This is a genomic window from Chitinophaga filiformis, from assembly GCF_023100805.1.
GTDB lineage: Bacteria > Bacteroidota > Bacteroidia > Chitinophagales > Chitinophagaceae > Chitinophaga > Chitinophaga filiformis_B.
This window is the reverse complement of record NZ_CP095855.1, coordinates 3,947,709-3,968,703: the sequence shown is the minus strand read 5'-3', so window position 1 is coordinate 3,968,703 and position 20,995 is coordinate 3,947,709. Positions and strand designations below refer to the sequence as shown.

The following is a 20,995-nucleotide window of genomic DNA, read 5'->3' as shown; positions in this document are numbered from 1 at the left end:
GTGAATTATCAGCGCCGTATTAAGGACACTAACATCTAAAAACCAAACGCTACCACCACCATCATTTACCATATCCTGAATTCAGCAGGACATATTTATAATTCCACCTAACCTCAAAATATTTATGAAAGACAGCTGTACACCCACATTCACGCTCTCCATCGACTGGGAGGATTTCGGTCAGATTTTATGCAGAGACTATTGCTCGCTCATTACACAACCACTTAAAACGATCGACAGGCAAACCAATATTATTCTCGACACTTTATCAGAGACCAATCAAAAGGCGACTTTCTTTATACTGGGCATGCTGGCGCAATACCGTCCCGATCTCGTTATGAAGATCGCCAGTCAGGGACACGAAATTGCCATGCACGGCCAGCACCACGTAAACATGCGCCGCCTCAGCAGAAAGGAAGCCCACAAAGACCTGTCAGATTCCTATAATCTTATAACAGACATTATTGGCGCCCCCATACACGGGTACAGGGCGCCTTATTTTTCAATTGATGAAAGCAACCTGTATGTGCTGGAAATATTGTCTGAAATGGGACTTATCTATGACAGCAGTATCTTTCCCATGAAGCTCAGGCGGTATGGCATCGCCAATTTCAATACAAGCGATATGCTGTACGAATTACCTAACGGCAGATCGCTGGTTGAACTTCCACTGACGGTAATAGACTGGAAGCAGAAGAAAATACCGGTAGCGGGGGGTGGTTATATGCGACTCCTTCCCAAGTTTTATTTAGATCGTGTTTTCAGGGACCTAAGCAAGCGGCAACAGAATGTAATGTTGTACATGCATCCCTACGAATTTGACACAGAGTATATCAATTGCAGTGAGAACTATCCCCCAGGCACCAGCTACTCCAAAACCAGAACCTTCATTGCAAACATGCGCTGGAACCTGTTCAGAAATTCCATCAGACCGAAAATAAACGCTTTACTTCAAAGTTATAATTTCATTACCTGTTTAAAAAAAGCTGAGAATGTCAAGAAACATACACACAGCCCAACAGTATTGGGATGTCCGCAGTGACTTATTTGCCAATTACTACAAGAAACCCTCGCTCTTCGACAAACTATTCAGGCAGGCGGTTTACACCCGTACGGCAGTGGCTTTAAAAACGATCCAGGAGTACAATCGACCTACCATATTGGACATAGGCTCGGGACCGGGGGTGAATAGTGTTACCTGGTTAAAGAACTCAGATGCTTCTTTCCTGTTAGGAATTGATTTCGCAGAATCGATGAATGAATATGCAAGAAAAAATGCAGCCGCAGAAGGTGTTGCCGATCGTTGCAAATTCATCGAAGGCGATTTCATGAAACACAATCTGGACAACCGTACCTTCGATGTATCAGTAGCGGCAGGCGTATTCGATTATATTGAAGATGCCCGCTCATTTATCAAAAAAATGGCCGCTGTTACCAACAAGGCATTTGTGATATCATGGCCCAGCAATGGGCTCAGAATGGTGCTGCGCCGGTATCGCTACACCTGTTCTGTTTATCATTACAGTGAAAAAAGTATACGCGACCTGCACGCCAGCTGCAACATCAAACACATTGAAATAATACCTACCAGCGGAGGTTGGGTAACCGTTGCCAGGAAAAAATAAAGCTGTTGATCATGATAAAGCCCGCACGGTAATTACCGTGCGGGCTTCAATACTATTGCCTCAGCGTATCAGATGGCCTGATTCCTGAGATAGACCTTATCTGCAGTTACTAACCTGTTCTTTACAAAATCGATATCCCTGATGTATATTGTATTAAAATCACCGAAGCTTGCGCATTTCTGCAGCGCTTTTTTAAACGGATCATACGTGTAAGGCAGAAAACCATATCCCAGCAAGGCTTCATGGTTCTTCCTGTTCTCCACGCCATAGCGCTCGCTCAACCCGTTCAATTCAATAATAATAGCCTTCAGGCTTTGCTGCTGCAATATTTTTTTTGCACCTTTCAGCACTTCCGTTTCAAAGCCCTCCACATCGATCTTTAACAGGATGGGCGATTGATCTTCCAGGACATTATCCAGCGTGTCTATGCTGATCTCTACTGTGTCGGCTGCTTCTTCTCCTACTACCACATGATTGGTAGTATCGAGCGAAGTGGTAAAATTCACTACTCCTGCAGCAGATCCCAATGCTATATTTAATGCATGCACCCTGTCTGCCATATCATTAATGCGGATATTCGCCTGCAACTTTGCATACGTTGCAGGAGCCGGCTCAATGGCTATCGTCTCTGCTTCCACGTGGCCGGAAGCCAGCACTGTATATCCGCCTACATTTGCGCCTACATCCACAAACAGGTCGCCCGGCCGCAGTAAATGCAGTAAGAAGGCCATGTCGTGGAATTCATGAAGACCACAATATAAATTGCCTGTAGCCCCGGACATTCCCTTTTGTACAATCAGTTTCGATTTTACAGTGAAGGGGTAAATAACAGGATATGGCATCAGCCTTGACGATATCTGCCAGCCAACAAAACGGCAGATGGTCTGGAACTTGCGATCTGAACTTAACGGATGGTTCGTCAGAAACTTCAGTGTGTTAAGAAGACTCATGGGATTGGTTCTAATATGGAATTAAACGGGGTAAAAAGACAAAATATAACAATCCTCTCGTGTGGTTTATTTCTCAGGATAGTAATCCTTCATTCTCTCAGAAAAACTGCATTCCGTCTTTAAACTACGATAAATTTCCGAACCGGAAAATTTTTTCCAACTCAGTAACAATCCCTTCTGCTATTACCTGATCAATACAAGTGTGCCCTGCTGTTTTATCCCTTGCTTCCTGCTATCAGTATATGTCAGCATCCATACATAACTGCCTACCGGCAGAAAGGTCCCTTTCTGTGCACCATCCCAGCCTGTATCGGGGTCATTCGTTTCAAATACAAGATTCCCCCAACGCCCGTACACAGCCAGCCTGAATTCCGTTACAGCATCATTTACCTTCGCACGGAACACGTCATTGATGCCGTCCCTGTTCGGACTGAAAGCAGTGGGAATATACACAGCACAATCCCTCGACTCCATCTCAATACCAGCCTGTCCTTCAACAGTACATCCATGACTATCGGATACGGCAAACCTGTACCAGCCTGCTTCCAGCTGTTGCAGTATGCTGTCGGCCTGGGTGATATGTTTTGCCGGAATACTATATAAATAGGGAGGTGTTCCTCCTTCCGCCATCAGTATGATCCGGCCATCCTGCACATTCCCACAGCTGGTGTTCTTTATTGAAACCTGCTGCAGGGAAAGTGCAGGCGGCTCAGTAACGCGGATGTTTTCCAGCTTGTTATAACAACCGTTCCCGTCTTCCACTTTTACCGTATAATTGCCTGCCCGCAGATGATAAAATAGAGGTGTACTGACGCCCTGATCAGCATTGTTCAGATAATAACGATAGGGTGGCTGTCCGCCTGTTGTATGGATCTGCAAAAGGTTCTGATCATCGCCATTACATAGTGCGCCGGTCACCGTAAAAGCACTCTCCAGGTCAGACTCGCCTATGCTCACCTTTCCTGATACCTTCAAACCGTTTGCTGCCGTTACCGTTACCTGGTAATCCCCTGCGGCAAGGTGCGACAGCCGGCTGCCTGTTTCACCGCCCGGCAGCCACTGATATGTAAAGGGTGCCGTTCCTGCAGTTACATTTACAGATATATTTCCTGTATTACCACCCTTGCAGGTATTTGTTGCTGCAATACTGATCTGTGGCGCCTCGCTCAGCTGTGGAGACAGATTATCTATCAATGCCACTACCCCATATTTACTGGTACATGGTGCGGTAGATACCGTGGCATAGATGGACAGGTATTTATAATCGGCCGATGGGTTCAGGCTAACAGCATAACGTTGCCAGCCGGTATGATAGAAATCGCCGGAATTCCATAACAGCTCAGCTGTATCTGAAGGGGTATTACCGCCGTAAACAGATACGTTCCCATAACATCCCCTGTAAACATAAGCGGCGTAGTAAGCAAGATCTAATGACATTGTGTAAGATCGCCCTCCCCGCATCACTGTTGCCAGTTCCTGCGCAATACCTTCCAGGTATCCGGGCCCGCTGTGAAGGCCGACATATGAATTACCATCGGTAGGTGGCACGAAGACCTTATACATACCGGGCTGTACATCCGGCGTCTGTGCGGCAATCAGCCAGCCTTTAGGTGCTTTATTATCCTTTGGCTTATCTTCCAGCGAAGGATTGGTCAGTGGTATATCCTGCGCAGTAGCAGAATGGGCCGATACTCCGGCAATAAACAGACAACAGAGAAATTGCAGGCCGGTACGGGTTATTCTTTTTCCTCCAACAAGGAATGAACAGCGTCTGCACACGGTGCTCCATTGCCGGGACAAACGGACAAAAACTTTCATAGGTTCATAGGATAGGTCTCTTACTACCGCAATGCGTGGTAAGAACGATTAATTAGTCTGGAATAATTGTCTCAATCAAATATATAAAAATTATTATACAAGTATCCCCTCAGACTATTAAATATTTAAAATTTTACAATACATGAACATGAAAATCTCATTTTTCCTGTGAAGTATTACCAGTCATTACCTGTTACACTAGCCCGGGAAAGAATAGAATTGGCCGGTAATGAATAAAGGAGGTCGGTCTTTAGTGACTGGAGTAGTTGTAGTCTTTGACGGCCTTCTGGTGAGTTGCCGTTCCCCTGTTTATATTTTTTGTACGCTACCGCAGACAGCCTGTAGATAGTCCACATCTGGGTTAACCTGGTTACCAGCTGCTTCTGCTGGTCTGTTTCTGCCAGCTTCAGCGCGTCTCCGAGCAGTTTATCGGATTGGGTCAGATAATCGTCCGGTACCAGCTGTAAATAAGACGGATCATAGAACAGGATCCGGCTCTTTGTATCGGAATTGCCACCATTGGCGAATACGTCCTGTGTCCAGAACTTCTCCCATATGGCATAAAATGCCTTCAGTTTAGGACCGCCCTGTTTACCGGCGGCATTCCTGTACCAGTCATCCAGCAAGGCGTCCACATCCTGGTTAGGGTTCCATAACAATTTTGACAGCACCCAGGCTTTAGGACCTTCGCCCCAGTTAGGGTACAGCTCAGCATAATAATATTTCACCTTATGCGTGCTTCCCCATACGAGATAGTCTTTCATGGCATGGAACCAAACCCTCGGCAGCAGGTAGGTAAGGCCATAGATATAATCGTACCAGCCCAGCGACTCAGCCGCCTGTCCCCAGCGCTCTGTCAGGTCCTGATCCTGCTGCTTCAATGCCTTCGCGCCCCAGCGCGCCCTTTCGTAAGCAATAAATGGGATGATATCTTTGTCAACTTTACTATTGGCAGGCGGGTCCACCACAAAAGTATAGGCAAGCACGGGATATTTTTTCCCGGGATATATCTTCCTGACCTTACTCACCACATCATTGGCCCAGGCATAGTACTGGTCAGAATAACTGAGAAATCCGAGTGTGTTCTTTTGTCCCCTGCTTCGGATACTGGCCGATTCATTGAAGTTTCCCGAATCGTTGATGCCCAGGGAAAAATTCGTCGCATCCTTATGCTGGCCAAACCAGTTGATGATCTCTTTCGATGCCGCGTCCGAAATACCGGGGGCTGTAAAATCGGGTTGCCAGGATTGATCGGCGTTCGTTTGGGGTAATACCTTCTGTCCCTTCACCATCGGGTAAAACTCGGGATGGGACCTGGAAAATTTCTCAGGCGGGAACAGGTTCTTCAGGTTATGCGAGGCATCTACCCTGCCTCTCAGCCTGTTGAACCTACCCCATTGATTCATCGGAGTAGTATTTTTGTCTATCCAGATGGGAGATATGGCACGCGAGAGGAAAACGGGGTTTTCGACAATCTTAACAGTGGGTATCTGCAGTGTATTCAGTTTAGGGATCACCGTTCCCACGTCTGTAGGCATCAGCCATCTTACGCCTACGAATCTTTCGAGAAAATCATATACGCCAAATTCCGTCCCCCAGTCGCTGCCACCGAGAATAACAAAATTATTCCCGCCCACCGACTGCAGGAGGAACCCATCTTCATCCAGGTTAACATTGCCGATACCGGCATAAGCGCCTTTACCAACATACAGATTAGAGGTACCCTGCCCGGTGTTCCTGATAGGCAGGGTAGCGCCCGTACTCTTTTGCAGATACAGCTGTAGCGTCTTCGCCGCAGTCTGGACCTGGTCGCTGGCGTTTTTTGCCACAACGATCCCTGATACGGCCACATTGTTTTTTACAAGCACAATGCCCTGTGCGCAGCTGATAAAAGCGCCCGATAATACTGCCAGTAATAAAAATGCCTTTTTCATGTCCACGTCTTTTTTATACGCAACCGCATCTTTATACTGGCGGCACCGGCCCGCCTATACCTTTTGCGGCTGCATTACTTCATTGAATATATTGATTACTCTATCCAGTTCGTTGTGGGTAAGGTTCGAGCCACTGGGCAGGCAAAGCCCCTGTTCGAACAATTTTTCTGACGTACCGTTTACGTAAGCAGGAGCGCCTTCAAATACCGGCTGTATATGCATTGGTTTCCATACAGCCCTCGATTCTATATTTTCCTTTTCCAGCGCAATTCTCAGTTCTTCCCTGGTAACGCCGTTACTTTCGGCAGGGTTGACCAGTATAGTGGTCAGCCACCTGTTGGAATAATAACCCTCCGGTTCCATAACAAAAGTAATGCCCGGAAGATCGCCCAGCTGGTTTAAGTAATAGTCATGATTTGCCCTTCTTTGCGCTACACGGTCATTCAGCACTTCCATCTGTCCGCGGCCTATGCCTGCACAGACGTTACTCATGCGGTAATTGTAGCCTATCTGGCTGTGCTGGTAGTGAGGTGCAGCATCCTTGGCCTGGGTTGCCAGGAAGCGGGCCTTTTTTATCAGTTCTTCATCATTTCCCACCAGGGCTCCTCCGCCACTGGTAGTGATGATCTTATTGCCGTTAAAACTGAGTACGCCCAGCTTTCCGAATGTGCCACAGGCTTTATCCTGGAAAGTAGAACCGAGCGCTTCCGCAGCGTCTTCCACCACAGGAATGTCGTATGCGGCAGCAACGGTCATTATTTCATCAATTTTTACGGGCATGCCGTACAAGTGCACCGGAATGATCGCCTTCGGCTTTTTACCGCGGGCAATCCTGTCCTTAATGGCTTCTTCCAGCAGTTCAGGGTCCATACCCCAGGTTTCCTCCTCGCTGTCCACAAATATGGGTGTGGCGCCCTGATACATAACAGGATTGGCAGATGCAGCAAATGTCATACTCTGACAGATCACTTCATCTCCTTTTCCTACGCCCAGCAAAATGAGCGCCATATGCAACGCTGCGGTTCCGGATGATAATGCAGCAACATGACCTGCGCCGGTGTATGCAGCAACGTCACGTTCAAATCCGTCCACATGAGGTCCGAGGGGGGCTATCCAATTGGTGTTAAATGCCTCGTGTACGTATTCAATTTCCTTGTTTCCCATATGGGGCGATGAGAGCCAGATTTTTGTATTCACACGCGTAATGTTTAAAGGTTTTGTATCAATTTTTCATTACTTATTGTACCTCGTTTCCGGTATACTTTCCAATGGTTACTGATGATGCGGAACTTATATCTTCTGATCGTTGTATCTCGTTTCCTTTAAATTTTTCCATGGTAGCTGATGAAGAGGAACTGATACCTTCGGATCGTATCACCTTCAGTACGGTCATCAGCATGATCTTTACATCCAGCGCGAAGCTGATGTTGTCTACGTACCACGCGTCGTAGGCAAATCTTTCCGGCCAGCTGATGGCATTTCTGCCATTTACCTGTGCCCATCCTGTAATACCCGGTTTTACTCTATGTCTTTTCCACTGCAGGTCATTATACAATGGCAGATATTCAACTAATAGGGGTCGGGGGCCTACCAAACTCATATCTCCTTTTAAAACGTTTAATAACTGTGGAAGTTCATCGAGAGAGGTTTTTCTTATAAATTTTCCTACCGGGGTCAGCCTTACTTCGTCGGGCAAGAGCTCTCCATCCGGGCCCCGCCTGTCATTCATTGTTTTGAACTTGACCACTTTGAAGATCCGTCCATGTGTGCCAGGCCTGGGTTGCAGGAAGAAGGGCTTTCCTTTATTGGCCAGATAGAGGAACACTGTAAGCAAAACAAGCAACGGTGAAAGTGCTACAAGGCCAACAAAGGCGATAATGCCGTCCAGCAGCGGCTTTATGATCTTACTATACAACTGCATTGCTCAAACTACCGGTTTTTAATATTTTTTGTTGAATAAAATCTATATACCGTAATGCCAGCACCTGCCTGTCAAAGTTCTGTTTCGCATAAGCAAAGCCGTTCTCTCCTTCCCTTTTAAGCCGCTCCGGCTGTAACAGGTATTCCCGGATGATGCGGTTGTATTCAGCAATATTTTCAGGCTCCACATAAGCGCCTGCTGCCGCTGTTTCCACCAACTCCCGCGATACGCCGTCAATAGCCATCAGGATAGGCTTCTTGCATGCCATATAATCAAACGTTTTATTGGAGTAAACTGTTTTGAAAGTATCCGCTTTTTTTAAAACAGACGCGCCCATTTCCGATGCCAGTATATATTTGAACACTTCGCGCTTAGGCACCGGGTCAAGAAAACGTACGTTCGTTACCTTCATATCTTCCGCTACCTGCTGCAGCCGCTTTTTGTCCATCCCCTGCCCTATCAGCAGGAACAGCACAGGCGTATCTTCCAGCTGTTTGCCGGCTTTCAGCACCTGCTCAAGGTCATTGGCTACACCATGAGCACCTACATAGGTAATAACAAAATGACCATTCAGCCGATGCTCCTCCCTGAATGCATCCCTGTCAAACGTATCCAGCAAATTGTCTGACAGCGTGAAGTCGGCCGCATTGGGAATAAAGATCAGCTTGTCTTCCGGCACATTCTTCTTATCTCTTAACGTATTGAAAAATGCCGGCGTCAGTACATTGATCAGCGATGCCTTCCTGTAGATAAAACTTTCAAACCAGCAGGCCATTTTAATGATCAATTTACTTTTAAGCACGCCGGAGTCAATGGCCGATTCCGGCCACAGGTCCCTCACTTCAAACAGGAAAGGCACACGCTTCACCCGCGACAACACATACCCTGAAAAGCCTACGAACAAAGGCGGCGAAGTAACAATGGCCACATCGAAATCGCCCTTCACTTTCACCAGCCCTGCCCACAACGAAGAGAACATAAAACAGAAATACCCCCATAAACGGCCCAGGAAATTACGGTTGTAAGATTCTGATACATGACACCTCCAGACCGTTACATCGCCCTGCTGTTTTTTCACGAAATATTTCTTCTTGTACTCTGCACGTTTCTCCGATCCGTTGGCATGCATCATTCCAGCCAGCACCGTTACACTATGTCCCTGTTCAGTCCATGTTTTTGTGATCTCATTCCAGCGGGAGCCCCCGGGATCGTCTTCTTCTAAAAAATACTGGTGAATCAGTAAGATCTTCATAACTATCTGTTTAAACTTATCTCTGTGATGATTGCATGCTGGTTAGTGGTAAAGATGAACTCGCGGCTTTCTTCCCTGACGCCATACAGTGAAGAATAAGCGCCCGTTCTTTCTTCTGCCTTCAGTTTGTTTCCCTGCCCGTCTGTGGCATTAAAGACGATCGCTTTCGGCAATGCAGTATGCCATAGCTGGCGCATACTGAGCTGCGCCGGCTTATTCGTGATATAGTCCTCCACCCGCCAGAAGGGCATTCCTTTTTTCTTCTTTACAACACGCCTGTGTGTAATATCAGGACCTGCATGCTGAAAGGCAGATATCGTTCCTTCCCATATATACTCTTCCGCTGTTTCATACAGCACAGCGTTCTTGCTTTGCGTCCAGTTATACCAGATAAACCGGGGCCCTTTTTCCATCTGGTCAAGGTCGCCCAGCATCACGGTATTATGGGAAGCGGTGCCCATGAAATAGCGCAGCGTCTGATCGTTAGTGTTATACTTATAACTCCCCGCATCCATGAGCAGATTCTCACCCTTATACCAGATATCGAGATGGAGATTATCAGCCTGAGAAGGCCGGTCGCGGTGATCACCGCAACGCATGAACGTAAGCGTATCCTGTTCACGGCACACGTAAAAGCCACCATTCGGGTAGCTGAACATACCATGATATTCCTTGGGCCCCACCTCACTTGCAGCGGGCAGCTTGCCATACCAGTATACATCTTCATAAATTTCCGGAAATGCCACATCCGCATCCAGCAATACAGCCAGTGCCTGCAACTGTGGCCGGTAATCGCGGTAATGCCGGTTGTTGAGCCGGAAGAAAAGCGCCCCGTCATTCGCGCCGTAGTTGGGCAACCAGCCATCGCTGTCGTTCATACATGAACGCAGGAACCTCAGGGACTTTTCCGCCCTTTCTGTTACAACAGGCGGGAATGTTTCTCCATTCAGGCCTGCCAGCCGGATGGCCCAGGTCAACAGTTGTATCACTACCCGGTGATAGTTCATGGAAAACTGGAGGTAGCTGCCATCAGGATAGATCTGGTATTCCACTTCCTGTATCAGCCATTTCCAGCCCTTTTCCTTCCAGTTGGCAGCGCCGGGGAATGCAGGATATAACAGGCCGCCCAGGTAAAGGGCCAGCGTTTCCGTAATGGCGTGGTTGTTCCTTACAGCGATCCTGGAGAAGTTGATGTTCTCATACACATGATGCAGCTGCCAGTATATAGCATGCTGGATCTCCTCAAATACCTGTTCTGTCAGGTGTGCGGAATTGCGGTAATAATACAATGCAAAGGTCCAGTTCAATACCCGCAGGCTTATTTCCTGGCTACACTTATAATGAGGGCCACAGTTCACCTTATTGGCCTTTATCCAGGAAAGGATATTCTGCAGCACAAAAGCGGCGCAATCCTCCTTAAAATGATAATCGTAACGGATGATATCGTACAGGTAAGCAAACCTCGCCCTTTCCCATACGAACTTGATATCGCCGGCCTGCTTGGAGTAATCTTCTATCTCTGTCCAGTGCTTGTCGCGGTCATATACGAAGCCACTGTCAGGGTTCCTCATCCAGTCACTGTCAATGCCAAGGTCTATCACCTTCCCGTTGAAGAAAGGCAGTTTACCGGCCTTTATCTCCCGGTAACGGGTAGCAAGTCCCTGTTCCGGGTTGCGGGGAATATTCAGGTCTTCCCTGCTTTCGAAAAAGAATTTTACGGTCTGGTTTTTCCAGTTGTCCAGTGTAAGGTACTTCACCTTGGCCGGCGTGTGGGGAAAACGTTTTTTAAGTCTCCCCGTTCTCCTGTTCAGTTCATAGACCGAGCGAAAGGCGACGTATCGCCAGCCCATGTTGTGCACTACCCTGATGCCTTTCTTCAACGTCGTCCAGCTACTCATATCGCACGACTATATTTTTCAGTAACAGCAAATATTTCTATCAGGCTTTCGATGATCCGCTCAGCGGCATGCCCATCCCATAATGGCGGTATGCTGCCTTTTTTCCACTCGCCCCTGAACAATCTTTCCATGGCCGGCTTTATAGCGCGGGGATCGGTACCCAGCAATTCATTTGTGCCCAGCGTACATGTTTCCGGCCGCTCTGTGCTATCTCTCAGGGTCATGCAGGGCACGCCCATCACCGTTGTTTCTTCTGTAATGCCACCGGAGTCGGTAATAACCGCTTTGGCATTCTCCACCAGGTAATTGAATTCCAGGTATCCCAATGGTTCTACCAGGTGGAGATTGGGATATGACAGCCGGCTGCTCTCCAGGTTCTTTGCCGTGCGGGGATGCACCGGGAAGATCACCGGCAGTCCGTTACTGTTGTTCATGATCTCACTGATCAGCAGTGACAGGTTTTCCTGCACATCCACGTTGGCAGGACGGTGCAGCGTCATCACCAGGTAGCCCTGGGGTTTTAATGCCGCCGTTGCGAAGATGGCCGGCGCCGTGAAACGGCTGCGTTGTTTCAGTAAAGTATCGATCATCGTGTTGCCTACGAAAATGATCTGTTCTTCCTGTTTACCTTCTTTACGCAGATTGGCGTTCGCTATCTCCGATGTGGTAAAGAAATAGTCCGTGATGGCATCTGTCACCATCCGGTTGATCTCTTCCGGCATAGTGATATCGCCCGATCTTATACCCGCTTCCACATGCGCTACTTTCACCATCAGTTTTTTGGCAACAATAGAGCATGCAAGGGTCGAGGTAACATCGCCCACTACCAGCACGAGGTCCGGGCGATGTTCTGTTAACTCTTTTTCAAAACGCACCATGATATTGGCCGTCTGCTCTGCCTGGGAGCCGCCCCCTGCTTCCAGGTTCACATGCGGCTCCGGTATGTTGAGCTGTTCAAAGAAAGACTGGCTCATGTTCTTATCATAATGCTGACCTGTATGTACCAGCCGGTAATGGATATCCTCCCCCTGTTGCTGCCGGTCCCTGATGGCGGCAATGATGGGGGCTATCTTCATGAAGTTTGGCCTGGCTCCGGCAATAAGCGTTATTTTCATTCAGTAATGTTTATTAGACAGATTAACAAGGTGCTGTTCATTGAAGCGCTTCTTCCGGCTCTGCGGTAACCGGCGCTGCTACCCTGACCTGGTCCAGTCTCACCCATCCGCTTTGCTGCAGGCTTCTGACAGCGGCAAAACTGGCCCTGGTGGTATTGACGATCTCATCGAAGGGGATCAGCGGAGCGCCACCGTTTTTGATGCTGCTGATCAAAGCCTGGAACTGCGCTTTATGCCCTTTGTCCAACGTTGTCTTCAGTTTCGAGAACCCTTTGAAACCATAACCGGTGGTCTGTTTATAGTTATCGATGATGGCAGTTCTGTCTTGTGAATAGACCTCTATCCTCTCCTTCTGATAAGCTTTCGATCCGTTTGAGAAATAGTTGATCACACCGGTAGACCCATTCTCATATTGCAACAGTATAGAGGCATTGTCGGTATTCTCTGCCGGATGTACCCCCATCGCATTCATGCAGACGGCAATGATCTTACTGCCGGTCAGGTAGGTAATGAGATCAATAAAGTGACAGGCTTCTCCTATAATGCGGCCACCGCCTACCTTCATATCATGCACCCATACATTCGGTGGAATAGCGCCTGCATTCATGGTCGCTATCACATTCATCGGGGTATTCCCTACCAGTTGCTTCACCTTCTGTACATGGGGAGAAAAGCGGCGGTTAAAGCCCACTGTCAGTGTCACTGAGCCGTCATAGGCGTCTATGATCTGTTCCAGTTCTTCTTCATTCAATGCCAGAGGCTTTTCTACAAACACGTGTTTCCCTGCGGCCAGCGCTTTCAATACCATCGCTGCATGGGTATTATGACGTGTGGTGATCATCACGCCATCTGTTTCCCTGTCTCTCAGTATCTCCTGGTAATCTGTTGTGCTGAACGCTATTTTATATTTCTTCGCCAGCGCTGTGCCGGTGATGCCGCCTGCACTGGCGATATATTTGATGTCTGCTCTGGCCTTCTCCAATGCCGGCAGCATGGTCATCTTCGTAAAGTTGCCCGCACCGATGATACCCCATACGCCTTTCTTGCCTGCAAAGGAAGTGGCAGGCAGTACATGTACGGTATGCTGAGGGTTGGCATCTTCCCGGTACACCAGCAGGGAGGCGATGGAGCGGCTTTTACCAATACTGCCATATACCCGGTCGTATTCGTCCAGCGGCACCCTTTCAGAAATGAGTGAAGCCACGTCCAGTTTACGCGAAGAAACAGCCTGTAAAACGGCTTCGAAGTTTCGCTTCTCTGTCCACCTTACAAAAGGCAGCGGATAATCTACTCCCCGCTGTTCATACTCTTCATCATATCGTCCCGGTCCATAGGAACACGACACCTGGAATGTGAGCTCCTTTTCGTAGAACTCCGCCCGGCTGATGTTCAGCCCTATCACGCCTACCAATATGATCCTTCCCCGTTTGCGGCTCATTCTCGCCGCCTGTGATATGATCTCGTCCGTTTTGGCGGATGCAGTGATGATCACACCATCTGCACCGCGTCCATGCGTTTCGTCAAGCACTGATTTCACCACATCTCCGCCTTCTGCCGGATTGATGCCGATAATACCTTTCTTCCTCGCCAGCGCGATCTTCTCCGCATCCAGGTCAATGCCTATTACCCGGCAGCCATTGGCCAGCAGCAGTTCAGCGGTGATCATACCTATCAGCCCCAGTCCTGTTACCACGATCGTCTCTCCCAGTGTAGGGTTACAGAGGCGGATGCCCTGCAGCCCGATGGAGCCGATCACCGTAAATGCCGCTTCATCGTCAGATACATTTGCAGGGATTGCGGCCACCAGGTTCTGTGGCACGCATACTATCTCCGCATGCGGACCATTGGAGGCCACACGGTCGCCTACCTTAAATTCGCTGACGCCTTCTCCTACTGCTATTACTTTCCCCACATTACAATAACCCAGCGGAAGCGGTTGCGCCAGCTTGTTAAATACCGCCTCCAATGTCGGCATCAGTCCTTCTGTCCTGATCTTGTCCAGCACCTGCTTTACCTTATCAGGTTGTTGCCTGGCTTTCTGGACAAGGTTCGCCTTGCCAAACTCCACCAGCATTCTTTCCGTACCAAGTGAAACAAGACTTCTTGTTGTCCTTATCAATACCTGCCCTCTCGCCACCTGCGGTGCAGGTACTTCTTCCAGGATGGTTTCACCTGTTTTGAAGGATTGAATCAGTTGTTTCATATGTTATTTTAAATAGTCTACAATTTCTTTGATCTTATTTTCTACTACGAGTGTTGTCGGTTTAAGCTGATCACCTTTCAGTACCTGTTCGATGCTATTGGCTATTGAACGGGGCTCCATGGGATCGAACACCAGTGTCGGATCAACTACTTCAAATACATATGGCAGATCAGCCGCCACCACATCACAACCACATTTCACAGCTTCGATCAGCCCTAATCCAAAGCTTTCGCAAAGGGAGGGATACACCAGGTATTTATGCTGGCTGTAGAGATCGTAGGCATTTACAAATCCATGGTTGACCACCTTCAGTCCCTTGCTTCTGTCGGCTTCGATGGTGTTGATCAACTCACTGTAATTGCCCGTGACAGTTAAATGCAGTTCGGGGAACATACTCCTCTCTGCCAGCAAACGCCAGGCCTGGAGCAGGTTCTTATGATTCTTGTGTGTGTTACCATTGCTGATGAACACAAAAGAATCTTTTCTGCTGCCATTGCCATTACAAGGTGCTACATGATAGAACGGCGTTACGATCACCTTATCAGCCTTCACACCTTTTTGTCCCAACAGGGCTTTTACCTCATTCGTCTGAACGAGGAAATAATCGGTGTTCCCGCTTAAAAAGGTGATCAGCCTCCCTTTGATCTTCTTCAGCGTTTTCTCCTTAAAGCCATAATTGGCCGGATAGCTGAAGAGCGAAACATTATGGAAATAAGTAAAGACCTTTGCTTTCAAACGTATAGTGGGCGGCAGGTTACCAAAGCAAAACACCTTATCGAATTGCTTGCCGCGTTGCCTGTAAAACCGGTGCCTCTCCATCAGCGATGCTTTCATAAAAGTCTTACGGTCTGCTGCTATAAACCCGTAATCACCCTCACACCTGGCATCGAATAAATAGAAACAGTCCAGCCCTGCACTACTGATCTCCGATACGAGATAATCCAGTAAGACCTTTCCTCCGCTATTATTGATATACACCGCGTCCAATAGTATCATTTGTATCCTTTATTTTTAACCGTCAACAAGCGTTTCCCTCCGCTTCCCTTTCCGCCAGGGCGCCAGCGGAGCAGCCCCTTCCTCATACACGCAATTCATGATATCCAGGAAATAATCGGCCGCATGCGCGCCCGACAGGCATTCAGACCAGCTCCTGATCTTCTCCCGGGCGCCGGCGGGTACTTTGCCGGCCCTTATCCTTTTATTCATTTCGTCCGACAGCCGGCTGATGTCGCCAGCCCGGATGACGGTACTGAAATTATGATCGCCCAGCAGCACAGAGGCGCCGCAATGGTCTGTACAGATCACTGGCGTGCCCTGCTGCAACGCTTCATTGATCACAGCGCCCCAGCCTTCTTTCAGTATGCTGGGCAGCACCAGCAGATCGTGCTGGCCCATGAGTTTTGTAACGGTCTCATTGTCCTGGAAGCCGGAAAAATATACGTTCTGCAAACCAAGCTCACCCGCCAGGCTTTTCAACATAGGCGCTTCCGGCCCGTCTCCAATGATGTTCAATTCGGTATTACTACCCCTCACATTTGACCAGGCCCTTATAAGGGTATGCACCCCTTTGTTAGGTACCAGCCCTCCTGCATACATCACACGGAAAGGCCCGTCTGCTGCCGTTCCGGCCGGAGGTGCAGGTTCTACGAAGTATCCCCATTCAAAGAGTTTATCCTTCTTATATCCCGCCTTGCTATACACTTCCATGCCCTTGCTGCCTATCGCCAGAATGAAATCAAACAGGTTGCCGTACCGCAGCCTGTGGTAGATGCTGCGCAGATACCTCAGCTGCCCTTTTACTCCCAGCCAGCTATATGGCTCCGCCATAATGCCCAGGTGATGGCGGTGAGCGGTCAGATAGGCGAAAGCATTTCTGAACAAAGGCTCACTGTCGAAACCACTGAAAATATGATAGGTATGCTCGTCCGAGGACTTGACAATATCATTGATCACTGCCTGCTCCGGTGATATGATCAGTTTTACGCGGCCCATATCCGGAAGTGTCCAGCCCATCCTTCTCCTCTTTTCTTCTATAGCAACAACCGCTACCAGCACAACCTCCACATCCTCCCTCATCGAGAGGCAATGCAGGAAGCACGACTGGTGTACGCTCACCATATTCTGCCAGAAAACGAACTTTCTATTCTTAGCCATGCGCATATCTATTTTCTCCGGTATGCAATTCAACACGTGATTTTATATAGTAATCGAACTGAATATTGGCCACACAACACCAAAACAGGCTTGTCATCAATTCATTGATCCCGATCAGGTAAGACTCTACGAACGCCGTTATCAGGATGCTGATAACAATAAACAGATAAGTGCGTAGCTCTTCCTTTTTATGCTTAAAGAAGTCTATCGTATACAAAGCGCAGTTCCAGAATAGTATGATCACAAAAATGGCCCCGAACACCACCCCTATCATGATACCAAGGCCCAGGTAACCATTATGCGGATTACTCGTTATATTGTTATTACTGAACTTGGGGTCTGTCCAGCCATACCTGGCCAGGCCGTGTCCCCTCATAAACTGGTCCTCGAAGGTTTTCAGTCCCCATCCGTATGCGTACTCCCTGTTACGGAAAATGCTCTCCTTGCCGCTAAGGCTGTCCATCAACCTGGTAACAGCATTATTGGCATCCATATCACCCATATAGGAAATGAAATAAGGTACTATCAGCAACAAGGGCAACAGCAGCAACAGATACTTGTATGCAGGCATTTTCCTGACATCGGAAAAGAACCATGCTACGATATAGACAACAAGTGCCGCCCTTGATCCCGTCATGAGCACCACATAGGTCAGGTAGATCATCAGCGGTATAGCTATGATCTTTTTGAAGAACTTGTTCTGTATGATGATACCAAACGCAATAGCTGCCAGCGTACCAGCGCTGTTCGCATTCATAAATCCAAAGCTCAGCCTGAATGTCTCCGAATCCACCGTCTGTGAAAAGGAGCCATAAATAAGCCCCAGGAGGATCAATATGGCCAGTCCCTTTAAGCACTTCTGTTTATATTCGTCAGTATTCAGTGACATAAACAGCGCAAACATCAGGAACAACAGTGTTTTGGACACCAGGTACACAAATGATTCATCCTTCAGGGGGTCCAGGAATATATAGTAAACAATAAAAAGCAATGTCAGCGCTGTAAACAGCCTGAATTGAATGAACAGGGAAAACACCTTCTCTCTCCTGAGGAAGGAAATGAACAGGAGCAAGCCGGCCATTACGGGCACAAAAAGGACATCCCCATTCAGAAAGCTGAGATGGGCGTATTTCAGGCCGAAGTTCAAAACGATGAACATGATGAAAACAACATTCAATCCTTTCTTCACAAAGTTTCGTATACTCATGTCTTTTCCCATATCTTCAGAACGTTATCATATTTCTTAATAATTTTTGCAGGATTACCTGCTACCACGCAATAATCCGGAACGTCTTTTGTTACCACAGATCCGGCGCCTATAATCGCCCGGTTCCCGATGGTAACGCCTCCCAGGATAATAGACCCGATACCTATCCAGACGCCGTTACCGATTACTATATCCTTACCGTACCCTTCTCCTGCCATCTTATCTCCGTCGGGGGTCAGCTCGTGCGTGCCCGTAACGATGGTCACCCGGGAGGAGATATCACAGTCCTTTCCGATCTTAATGCGGCTGTTAACAGCGCCCACCAGGAAAGTATCTTCACCGATGAAGGTGTTGTCGCCTACCTGCAGTTCAAAGGGCCCTGATATTTTCGCTGCCATCACCCGCACATTCATGCCCAGTCTGGCGCCTGCAAAGGCCAGCAACTTTCTTTTCAGGCCGAACATCCTGGTGCCGGGCAGCGCACGGATCACCTTGTTGATAATAAACAGTCTTCCGGGTCTCAGGCTCATCTTACAATGTTTTTTATAATTGAATCAAGGTCTACGCTGTCATAAAATGTAGCCGCGTTGGCAGCATATTCTTTATAATCAGAGAAGATCTTTCCCATTGTATCCTTCACAGACTCCACACAGTTAAAATCCGTACAAAGCCCTGCCTTATAATGTTCCACTGTATACTTTAATCCTGGTATGTCATTACACAGCATGGGTTTCGAGAACATGGCATATTCCCATATCTTGTTAGGCGCGCAGTAGATATTGTTCAGGTCAATGAAATCGTATACCACGATACCAATATCTGCCAGCTTCGTGATCTCCAGGTGCAGAGGCGCATCAATGAAAGGAATATGAATGATATTCGGATTGATCTCCTTTAGGGTATCTATATAGTCAAAGTCCTTGCCTACAATCAGGAATACGAATTGTGAATCGTTTTCCAATGTCGCTTTCGCAATAGTATCCAGCCTGCGGTAATGGGTGATGATGCCCTGGTAAAGAATGATCTTTTTCCCTTTGCCGATCTCATCTTTCACCTGCTGTACCAACGGCCCGTTCGATCCGTTGATGCTGGCCTGTTCCAGCGGTTTGAAATAAGGCTTGTTCGGCAATACATAAGGTGTATGCTTCAGTTTCCATCGCACCCGGAGAATAGCAGACCTGTTGTATTCTGCCGTTACGATCTTATGTGCATACTGAGAGAGACGCTTCAGCAAAAAATTATATACAGGCACCGCATCATACAATTCCAGCAGGCACATCACAAACCGGTGTTCTTTCAGTTTTGTTCCGAGGCTGACAGCAGTATCGCCTGTAGCGATCCATAAAAGATCATGCGGGGTACTGTTAACGAGCTGGAATACTTTTTTCCTGAAGTAATAAACAGATAATATCTTGGAAGTGCCCCTGCTTTGCAGCCGGAGGTTCTCTATGGAAAGGTTCTTACATTCTCCCAAAAGGAAGGTTTCACTTTCCTTACTGATATCACCGCAGATCAGCTTTACGCTTTCATACAATTTCGAGAGCCCAAGCACCACATTCAGAACGGGTGCAATAAACGACGGATTACCCTTGCATACTATAATAGCCAACTTGTATGACGTCTCAACTTTCATTTATCGTGGTTAGTTTTATCACTTTATTACTGCAGGTCCTTTCATTATAAGAATTTACAGCTCACATAAATACTGGTGTAATGAATCAAACATTGCGTCTGCCTTTTTTCTTAATGTGTTCACTGAATCGGAACAATCAAAATCCTTTTCGTCAAATACTTTCATGGCCTGTCGCAGGTCATCCGCCCGGAAGGGCATATCCCACAGTCTGAAACCTTTGACCTGTTGGGTCAGTATGCCCAGCTTGGGCTCTATGCCAATGCACACAACAGGTTTATTCAGCAGCGAGGCCATTACGCCTCCGTGGTAGCGCGCTGTTATAAACCCATCAAACGCATCCAGCTTGTCCATAAAATGTTCTATACGGCTTTTAAACGGGTCCCATTCAAGACAGGGATACCCTCTTTCGGTGATGAGCTTCTTCCATTCCACATCGCGCAGGCTGGAGAAAATAATGAACGTAAACTCATAACCGGCATCCTTTTGCTCGTCCACCATTTTCAGCAAAGTGTCCTGGTATGCATTACCACCATTTTCATATCGCCAGTCCCTCACTATTACTCCTATCTTCTTACGCTTTTGCCCGTTGTGATGATCTACTCCATTTTTGGCCACAGCTTTATCGTAATTCAGAAAGCTGGAATAACAGATATCTGCGCCTTCATTCACTGCTTCATATCCCCAATCCTTACAATATGACAACGAAGTGTCGTCCCTCACGTACAACAGGTCCATCTGCCCCACCAGTGTTTTCACCTGCTCTATCCTGTCGTTCTCAGGATTGAAGGGCCCTAGTCCAAGTCCCAGCCCTACCGATTTCTTGGCCGGTACCGGCGGTGGCGGCGCGAACTTGTTGATGACCTTTTTTACAAGTAGTGCCGGGTTATCTGTCAGCAACTTCCAGAATAGCTTCAGATAGAACCCACCTTTATTCGAGTTAAATAAAAAGAACTGTGTTCCTCCGCCATAGATCAATACATCAACCGCCGTTCTCTTATTGTCATTTGCGTCTACATATCCCGACTTCCTCAGTAAGCGCTGGCAGTAATCGCTCGAGCTGCCACAAAAATCAACATTCAGACTCAGATCATTCGTTATAAAGAAATTTTCTATTGTACACATTAAAGCATCATCTCCAAAGTTCGCTTCGCCGTATGCACCTTTTACTACAACATTTTTTCCCATGGTATAACAATTAACAAACTATGTTCAACAAAGGGTATTTAGCCAATGAGGCCGCTCGCATATAGGTCTGTATTGAACATAGTTCATAAAAATTTAGTTC

The 20,995-nt window shown here is 47.6% G+C and carries 17 protein-coding genes; 2 read left to right on the top strand and 15 right to left on the bottom strand.

What is annotated here, in order from left to right:
* Positions 1 to 124 precede the first annotated feature (124 nt).
* Both MYF79_RS15855 and MYF79_RS15850 read left to right on the top strand, forming a co-directional pair.
* Positions 125 to 1,042: a polysaccharide deacetylase family protein gene (locus tag MYF79_RS15855; RefSeq protein WP_247814944.1), complete on the top strand. Its 918-nt coding sequence runs from the start codon at positions 125 to 127 to the stop codon at positions 1,040 to 1,042.
* Positions 993 to 1,625 (top strand): class I SAM-dependent methyltransferase, encoded by a 633-nt coding sequence (locus MYF79_RS15850; RefSeq protein ID WP_247814943.1) that lies wholly within the window; start codon positions 993 to 995, stop codon positions 1,623 to 1,625. Before MYF79_RS15855 ends, MYF79_RS15850 begins: the two co-directional genes overlap by 50 nt.
* A gap of 68 nt (positions 1,626 to 1,693) precedes the next feature.
* On the opposite strand, the gene MYF79_RS15845 is transcribed toward MYF79_RS15850, so the two are convergent.
* The 15 genes from MYF79_RS15845 to MYF79_RS15775 form a co-directional block, all read right to left on the bottom strand.
* Complete coding sequence (locus MYF79_RS15845; protein ID WP_247814942.1) at positions 1,694 to 2,575, bottom strand: FkbM family methyltransferase; 882 nt, start codon at positions 2,573 to 2,575, stop codon at positions 1,694 to 1,696.
* Between the two features lie 183 nt (positions 2,576 to 2,758).
* Positions 2,759 to 4,393 (bottom strand): gliding motility-associated C-terminal domain-containing protein, encoded by a 1,635-nt coding sequence (locus MYF79_RS15840; RefSeq protein ID WP_247814941.1) that lies wholly within the window; start codon positions 4,391 to 4,393, stop codon positions 2,759 to 2,761.
* Positions 4,394 to 4,569: 176 nt separating this feature from the next.
* Complete coding sequence (locus MYF79_RS15835) at positions 4,570 to 6,327, bottom strand: DUF4838 domain-containing protein (protein ID WP_247814940.1); 1,758 nt, start codon at positions 6,325 to 6,327, stop codon at positions 4,570 to 4,572.
* A 54-nt stretch (positions 6,328 to 6,381) separates the two neighbouring features.
* Positions 6,382 to 7,524 (bottom strand): DegT/DnrJ/EryC1/StrS family aminotransferase, encoded by a 1,143-nt coding sequence (locus MYF79_RS15830; protein WP_247814939.1) that lies wholly within the window; start codon positions 7,522 to 7,524, stop codon positions 6,382 to 6,384.
* 40 nt (positions 7,525 to 7,564) lie between these two features.
* Positions 7,565 to 8,248: a sugar transferase gene (locus MYF79_RS15825; protein ID WP_317233116.1), complete on the bottom strand. Its 684-nt coding sequence runs from the start codon at positions 8,246 to 8,248 to the stop codon at positions 7,565 to 7,567.
* Positions 8,235 to 9,500 carry a glycosyltransferase family 4 protein gene (locus MYF79_RS15820; protein WP_247814938.1) on the bottom strand — a complete coding sequence of 422 codons (1,266 nt, stop codon included), beginning with the start codon at positions 9,498 to 9,500 and terminating at the stop codon, positions 8,235 to 8,237. Before MYF79_RS15820 ends, MYF79_RS15825 begins: the two co-directional genes overlap by 14 nt.
* A gap of 2 nt (positions 9,501 to 9,502) precedes the next feature.
* The gene (locus MYF79_RS15815) at positions 9,503 to 11,398 is read right to left on the bottom strand and encodes a heparinase II/III family protein (RefSeq protein ID WP_247814937.1); all 1,896 of its coding nucleotides are present in this window, start codon (positions 11,396 to 11,398) and stop codon (positions 9,503 to 9,505) included.
* Positions 11,395 to 12,513 (bottom strand): non-hydrolyzing UDP-N-acetylglucosamine 2-epimerase, encoded by a 1,119-nt coding sequence (gene wecB, locus MYF79_RS15810; protein ID WP_199656243.1) that lies wholly within the window; start codon positions 12,511 to 12,513, stop codon positions 11,395 to 11,397. Before wecB ends, MYF79_RS15815 begins: the two co-directional genes overlap by 4 nt.
* Positions 12,514 to 12,550: 37 nt before the next feature.
* Complete coding sequence (locus MYF79_RS15805) at positions 12,551 to 14,716, bottom strand: bi-domain-containing oxidoreductase (protein ID WP_247814936.1); 2,166 nt, start codon at positions 14,714 to 14,716, stop codon at positions 12,551 to 12,553.
* 3 nt (positions 14,717 to 14,719) lie between these two features.
* On the bottom strand, positions 14,720 to 15,712 hold the full coding sequence (locus MYF79_RS15800; RefSeq protein ID WP_247814935.1) for a glycosyltransferase: 993 nt from the start codon (positions 15,710 to 15,712) through the stop codon (positions 14,720 to 14,722).
* Positions 15,713 to 15,727: 15 nt separating this feature from the next.
* Complete coding sequence (locus tag MYF79_RS15795; RefSeq protein WP_247814934.1) at positions 15,728 to 16,870, bottom strand: glycosyltransferase; 1,143 nt, start codon at positions 16,868 to 16,870, stop codon at positions 15,728 to 15,730.
* Complete coding sequence (locus MYF79_RS15790) at positions 16,863 to 18,077, bottom strand: O-antigen ligase family protein (protein WP_247814933.1); 1,215 nt, start codon at positions 18,075 to 18,077, stop codon at positions 16,863 to 16,865. Before MYF79_RS15790 ends, MYF79_RS15795 begins: the two co-directional genes overlap by 8 nt.
* Entirely contained in the window at positions 18,074 to 18,607 is a 534-nt protein-coding gene (locus tag MYF79_RS15785) for an acyltransferase (RefSeq protein WP_247814932.1), read from the bottom strand. Before MYF79_RS15785 ends, MYF79_RS15790 begins: the two co-directional genes overlap by 4 nt.
* The gene (locus tag MYF79_RS15780; RefSeq protein WP_247814931.1) at positions 18,604 to 19,710 is read right to left on the bottom strand and encodes a glycosyltransferase; all 1,107 of its coding nucleotides are present in this window, start codon (positions 19,708 to 19,710) and stop codon (positions 18,604 to 18,606) included. The genes MYF79_RS15785 and MYF79_RS15780 overlap by 4 nt, the downstream gene beginning before the upstream one ends.
* A gap of 54 nt (positions 19,711 to 19,764) precedes the next feature.
* Positions 19,765 to 20,895 (bottom strand): polysaccharide pyruvyl transferase family protein, encoded by a 1,131-nt coding sequence (locus MYF79_RS15775; protein WP_247814930.1) that lies wholly within the window; start codon positions 20,893 to 20,895, stop codon positions 19,765 to 19,767.
* Positions 20,896 to 20,995 lie beyond the last annotated feature (100 nt).

Excerpts from the sequence above, each read along its gene's own strand:
- MYF79_RS15855 (WP_247814944.1), top strand. The coding sequence starts at position 125 with ATGAAAGACAGCTGTACACCCACATTCACGCTCTCCATCGACTGGGAG.
- MYF79_RS15850 (WP_247814943.1), top strand. The coding sequence starts at position 993 with ATGTCAAGAAACATACACACAGCCCAACAGTATTGGGATGTCCGCAGT.
- MYF79_RS15845 (WP_247814942.1), bottom strand. The coding sequence starts at position 2,575 with ATGAGTCTTCTTAACACACTGAAGTTTCTGACGAACCATCCGTTAAGT.
- MYF79_RS15840 (WP_247814941.1), bottom strand. The coding sequence starts at position 4,393 with ATGAAAGTTTTTGTCCGTTTGTCCCGGCAATGGAGCACCGTGTGCAGA.
- MYF79_RS15835 (WP_247814940.1), bottom strand. The coding sequence starts at position 6,327 with ATGAAAAAGGCATTTTTATTACTGGCAGTATTATCGGGCGCTTTTATC.
- MYF79_RS15825 (WP_317233116.1), bottom strand. The coding sequence starts at position 8,248 with ATGCAGTTGTATAGTAAGATCATAAAGCCGCTGCTGGACGGCATTATC.
- MYF79_RS15820 (WP_247814938.1), bottom strand. The coding sequence starts at position 9,500 with ATGAAGATCTTACTGATTCACCAGTATTTTTTAGAAGAAGACGATCCC.
- MYF79_RS15815 (WP_247814937.1), bottom strand. The coding sequence starts at position 11,398 with ATGAGTAGCTGGACGACGTTGAAGAAAGGCATCAGGGTAGTGCACAAC.
- wecB (WP_199656243.1), bottom strand. The coding sequence starts at position 12,513 with ATGAAAATAACGCTTATTGCCGGAGCCAGGCCAAACTTCATGAAGATA.
- MYF79_RS15805 (WP_247814936.1), bottom strand. The coding sequence starts at position 14,716 with ATGAAACAACTGATTCAATCCTTCAAAACAGGTGAAACCATCCTGGAA.
- MYF79_RS15800 (WP_247814935.1), bottom strand. The coding sequence starts at position 15,712 with ATGATACTATTGGACGCGGTGTATATCAATAATAGCGGAGGAAAGGTC.
- MYF79_RS15795 (WP_247814934.1), bottom strand. The coding sequence starts at position 16,870 with ATGGCTAAGAATAGAAAGTTCGTTTTCTGGCAGAATATGGTGAGCGTA.
- MYF79_RS15790 (WP_247814933.1), bottom strand. The coding sequence starts at position 18,077 with ATGAGTATACGAAACTTTGTGAAGAAAGGATTGAATGTTGTTTTCATC.
- MYF79_RS15785 (WP_247814932.1), bottom strand. The coding sequence starts at position 18,607 with ATGAGCCTGAGACCCGGAAGACTGTTTATTATCAACAAGGTGATCCGT.
- MYF79_RS15780 (WP_247814931.1), bottom strand. The coding sequence starts at position 19,710 with ATGAAAGTTGAGACGTCATACAAGTTGGCTATTATAGTATGCAAGGGT.
- MYF79_RS15775 (WP_247814930.1), bottom strand. The coding sequence starts at position 20,895 with ATGGGAAAAAATGTTGTAGTAAAAGGTGCATACGGCGAAGCGAACTTT.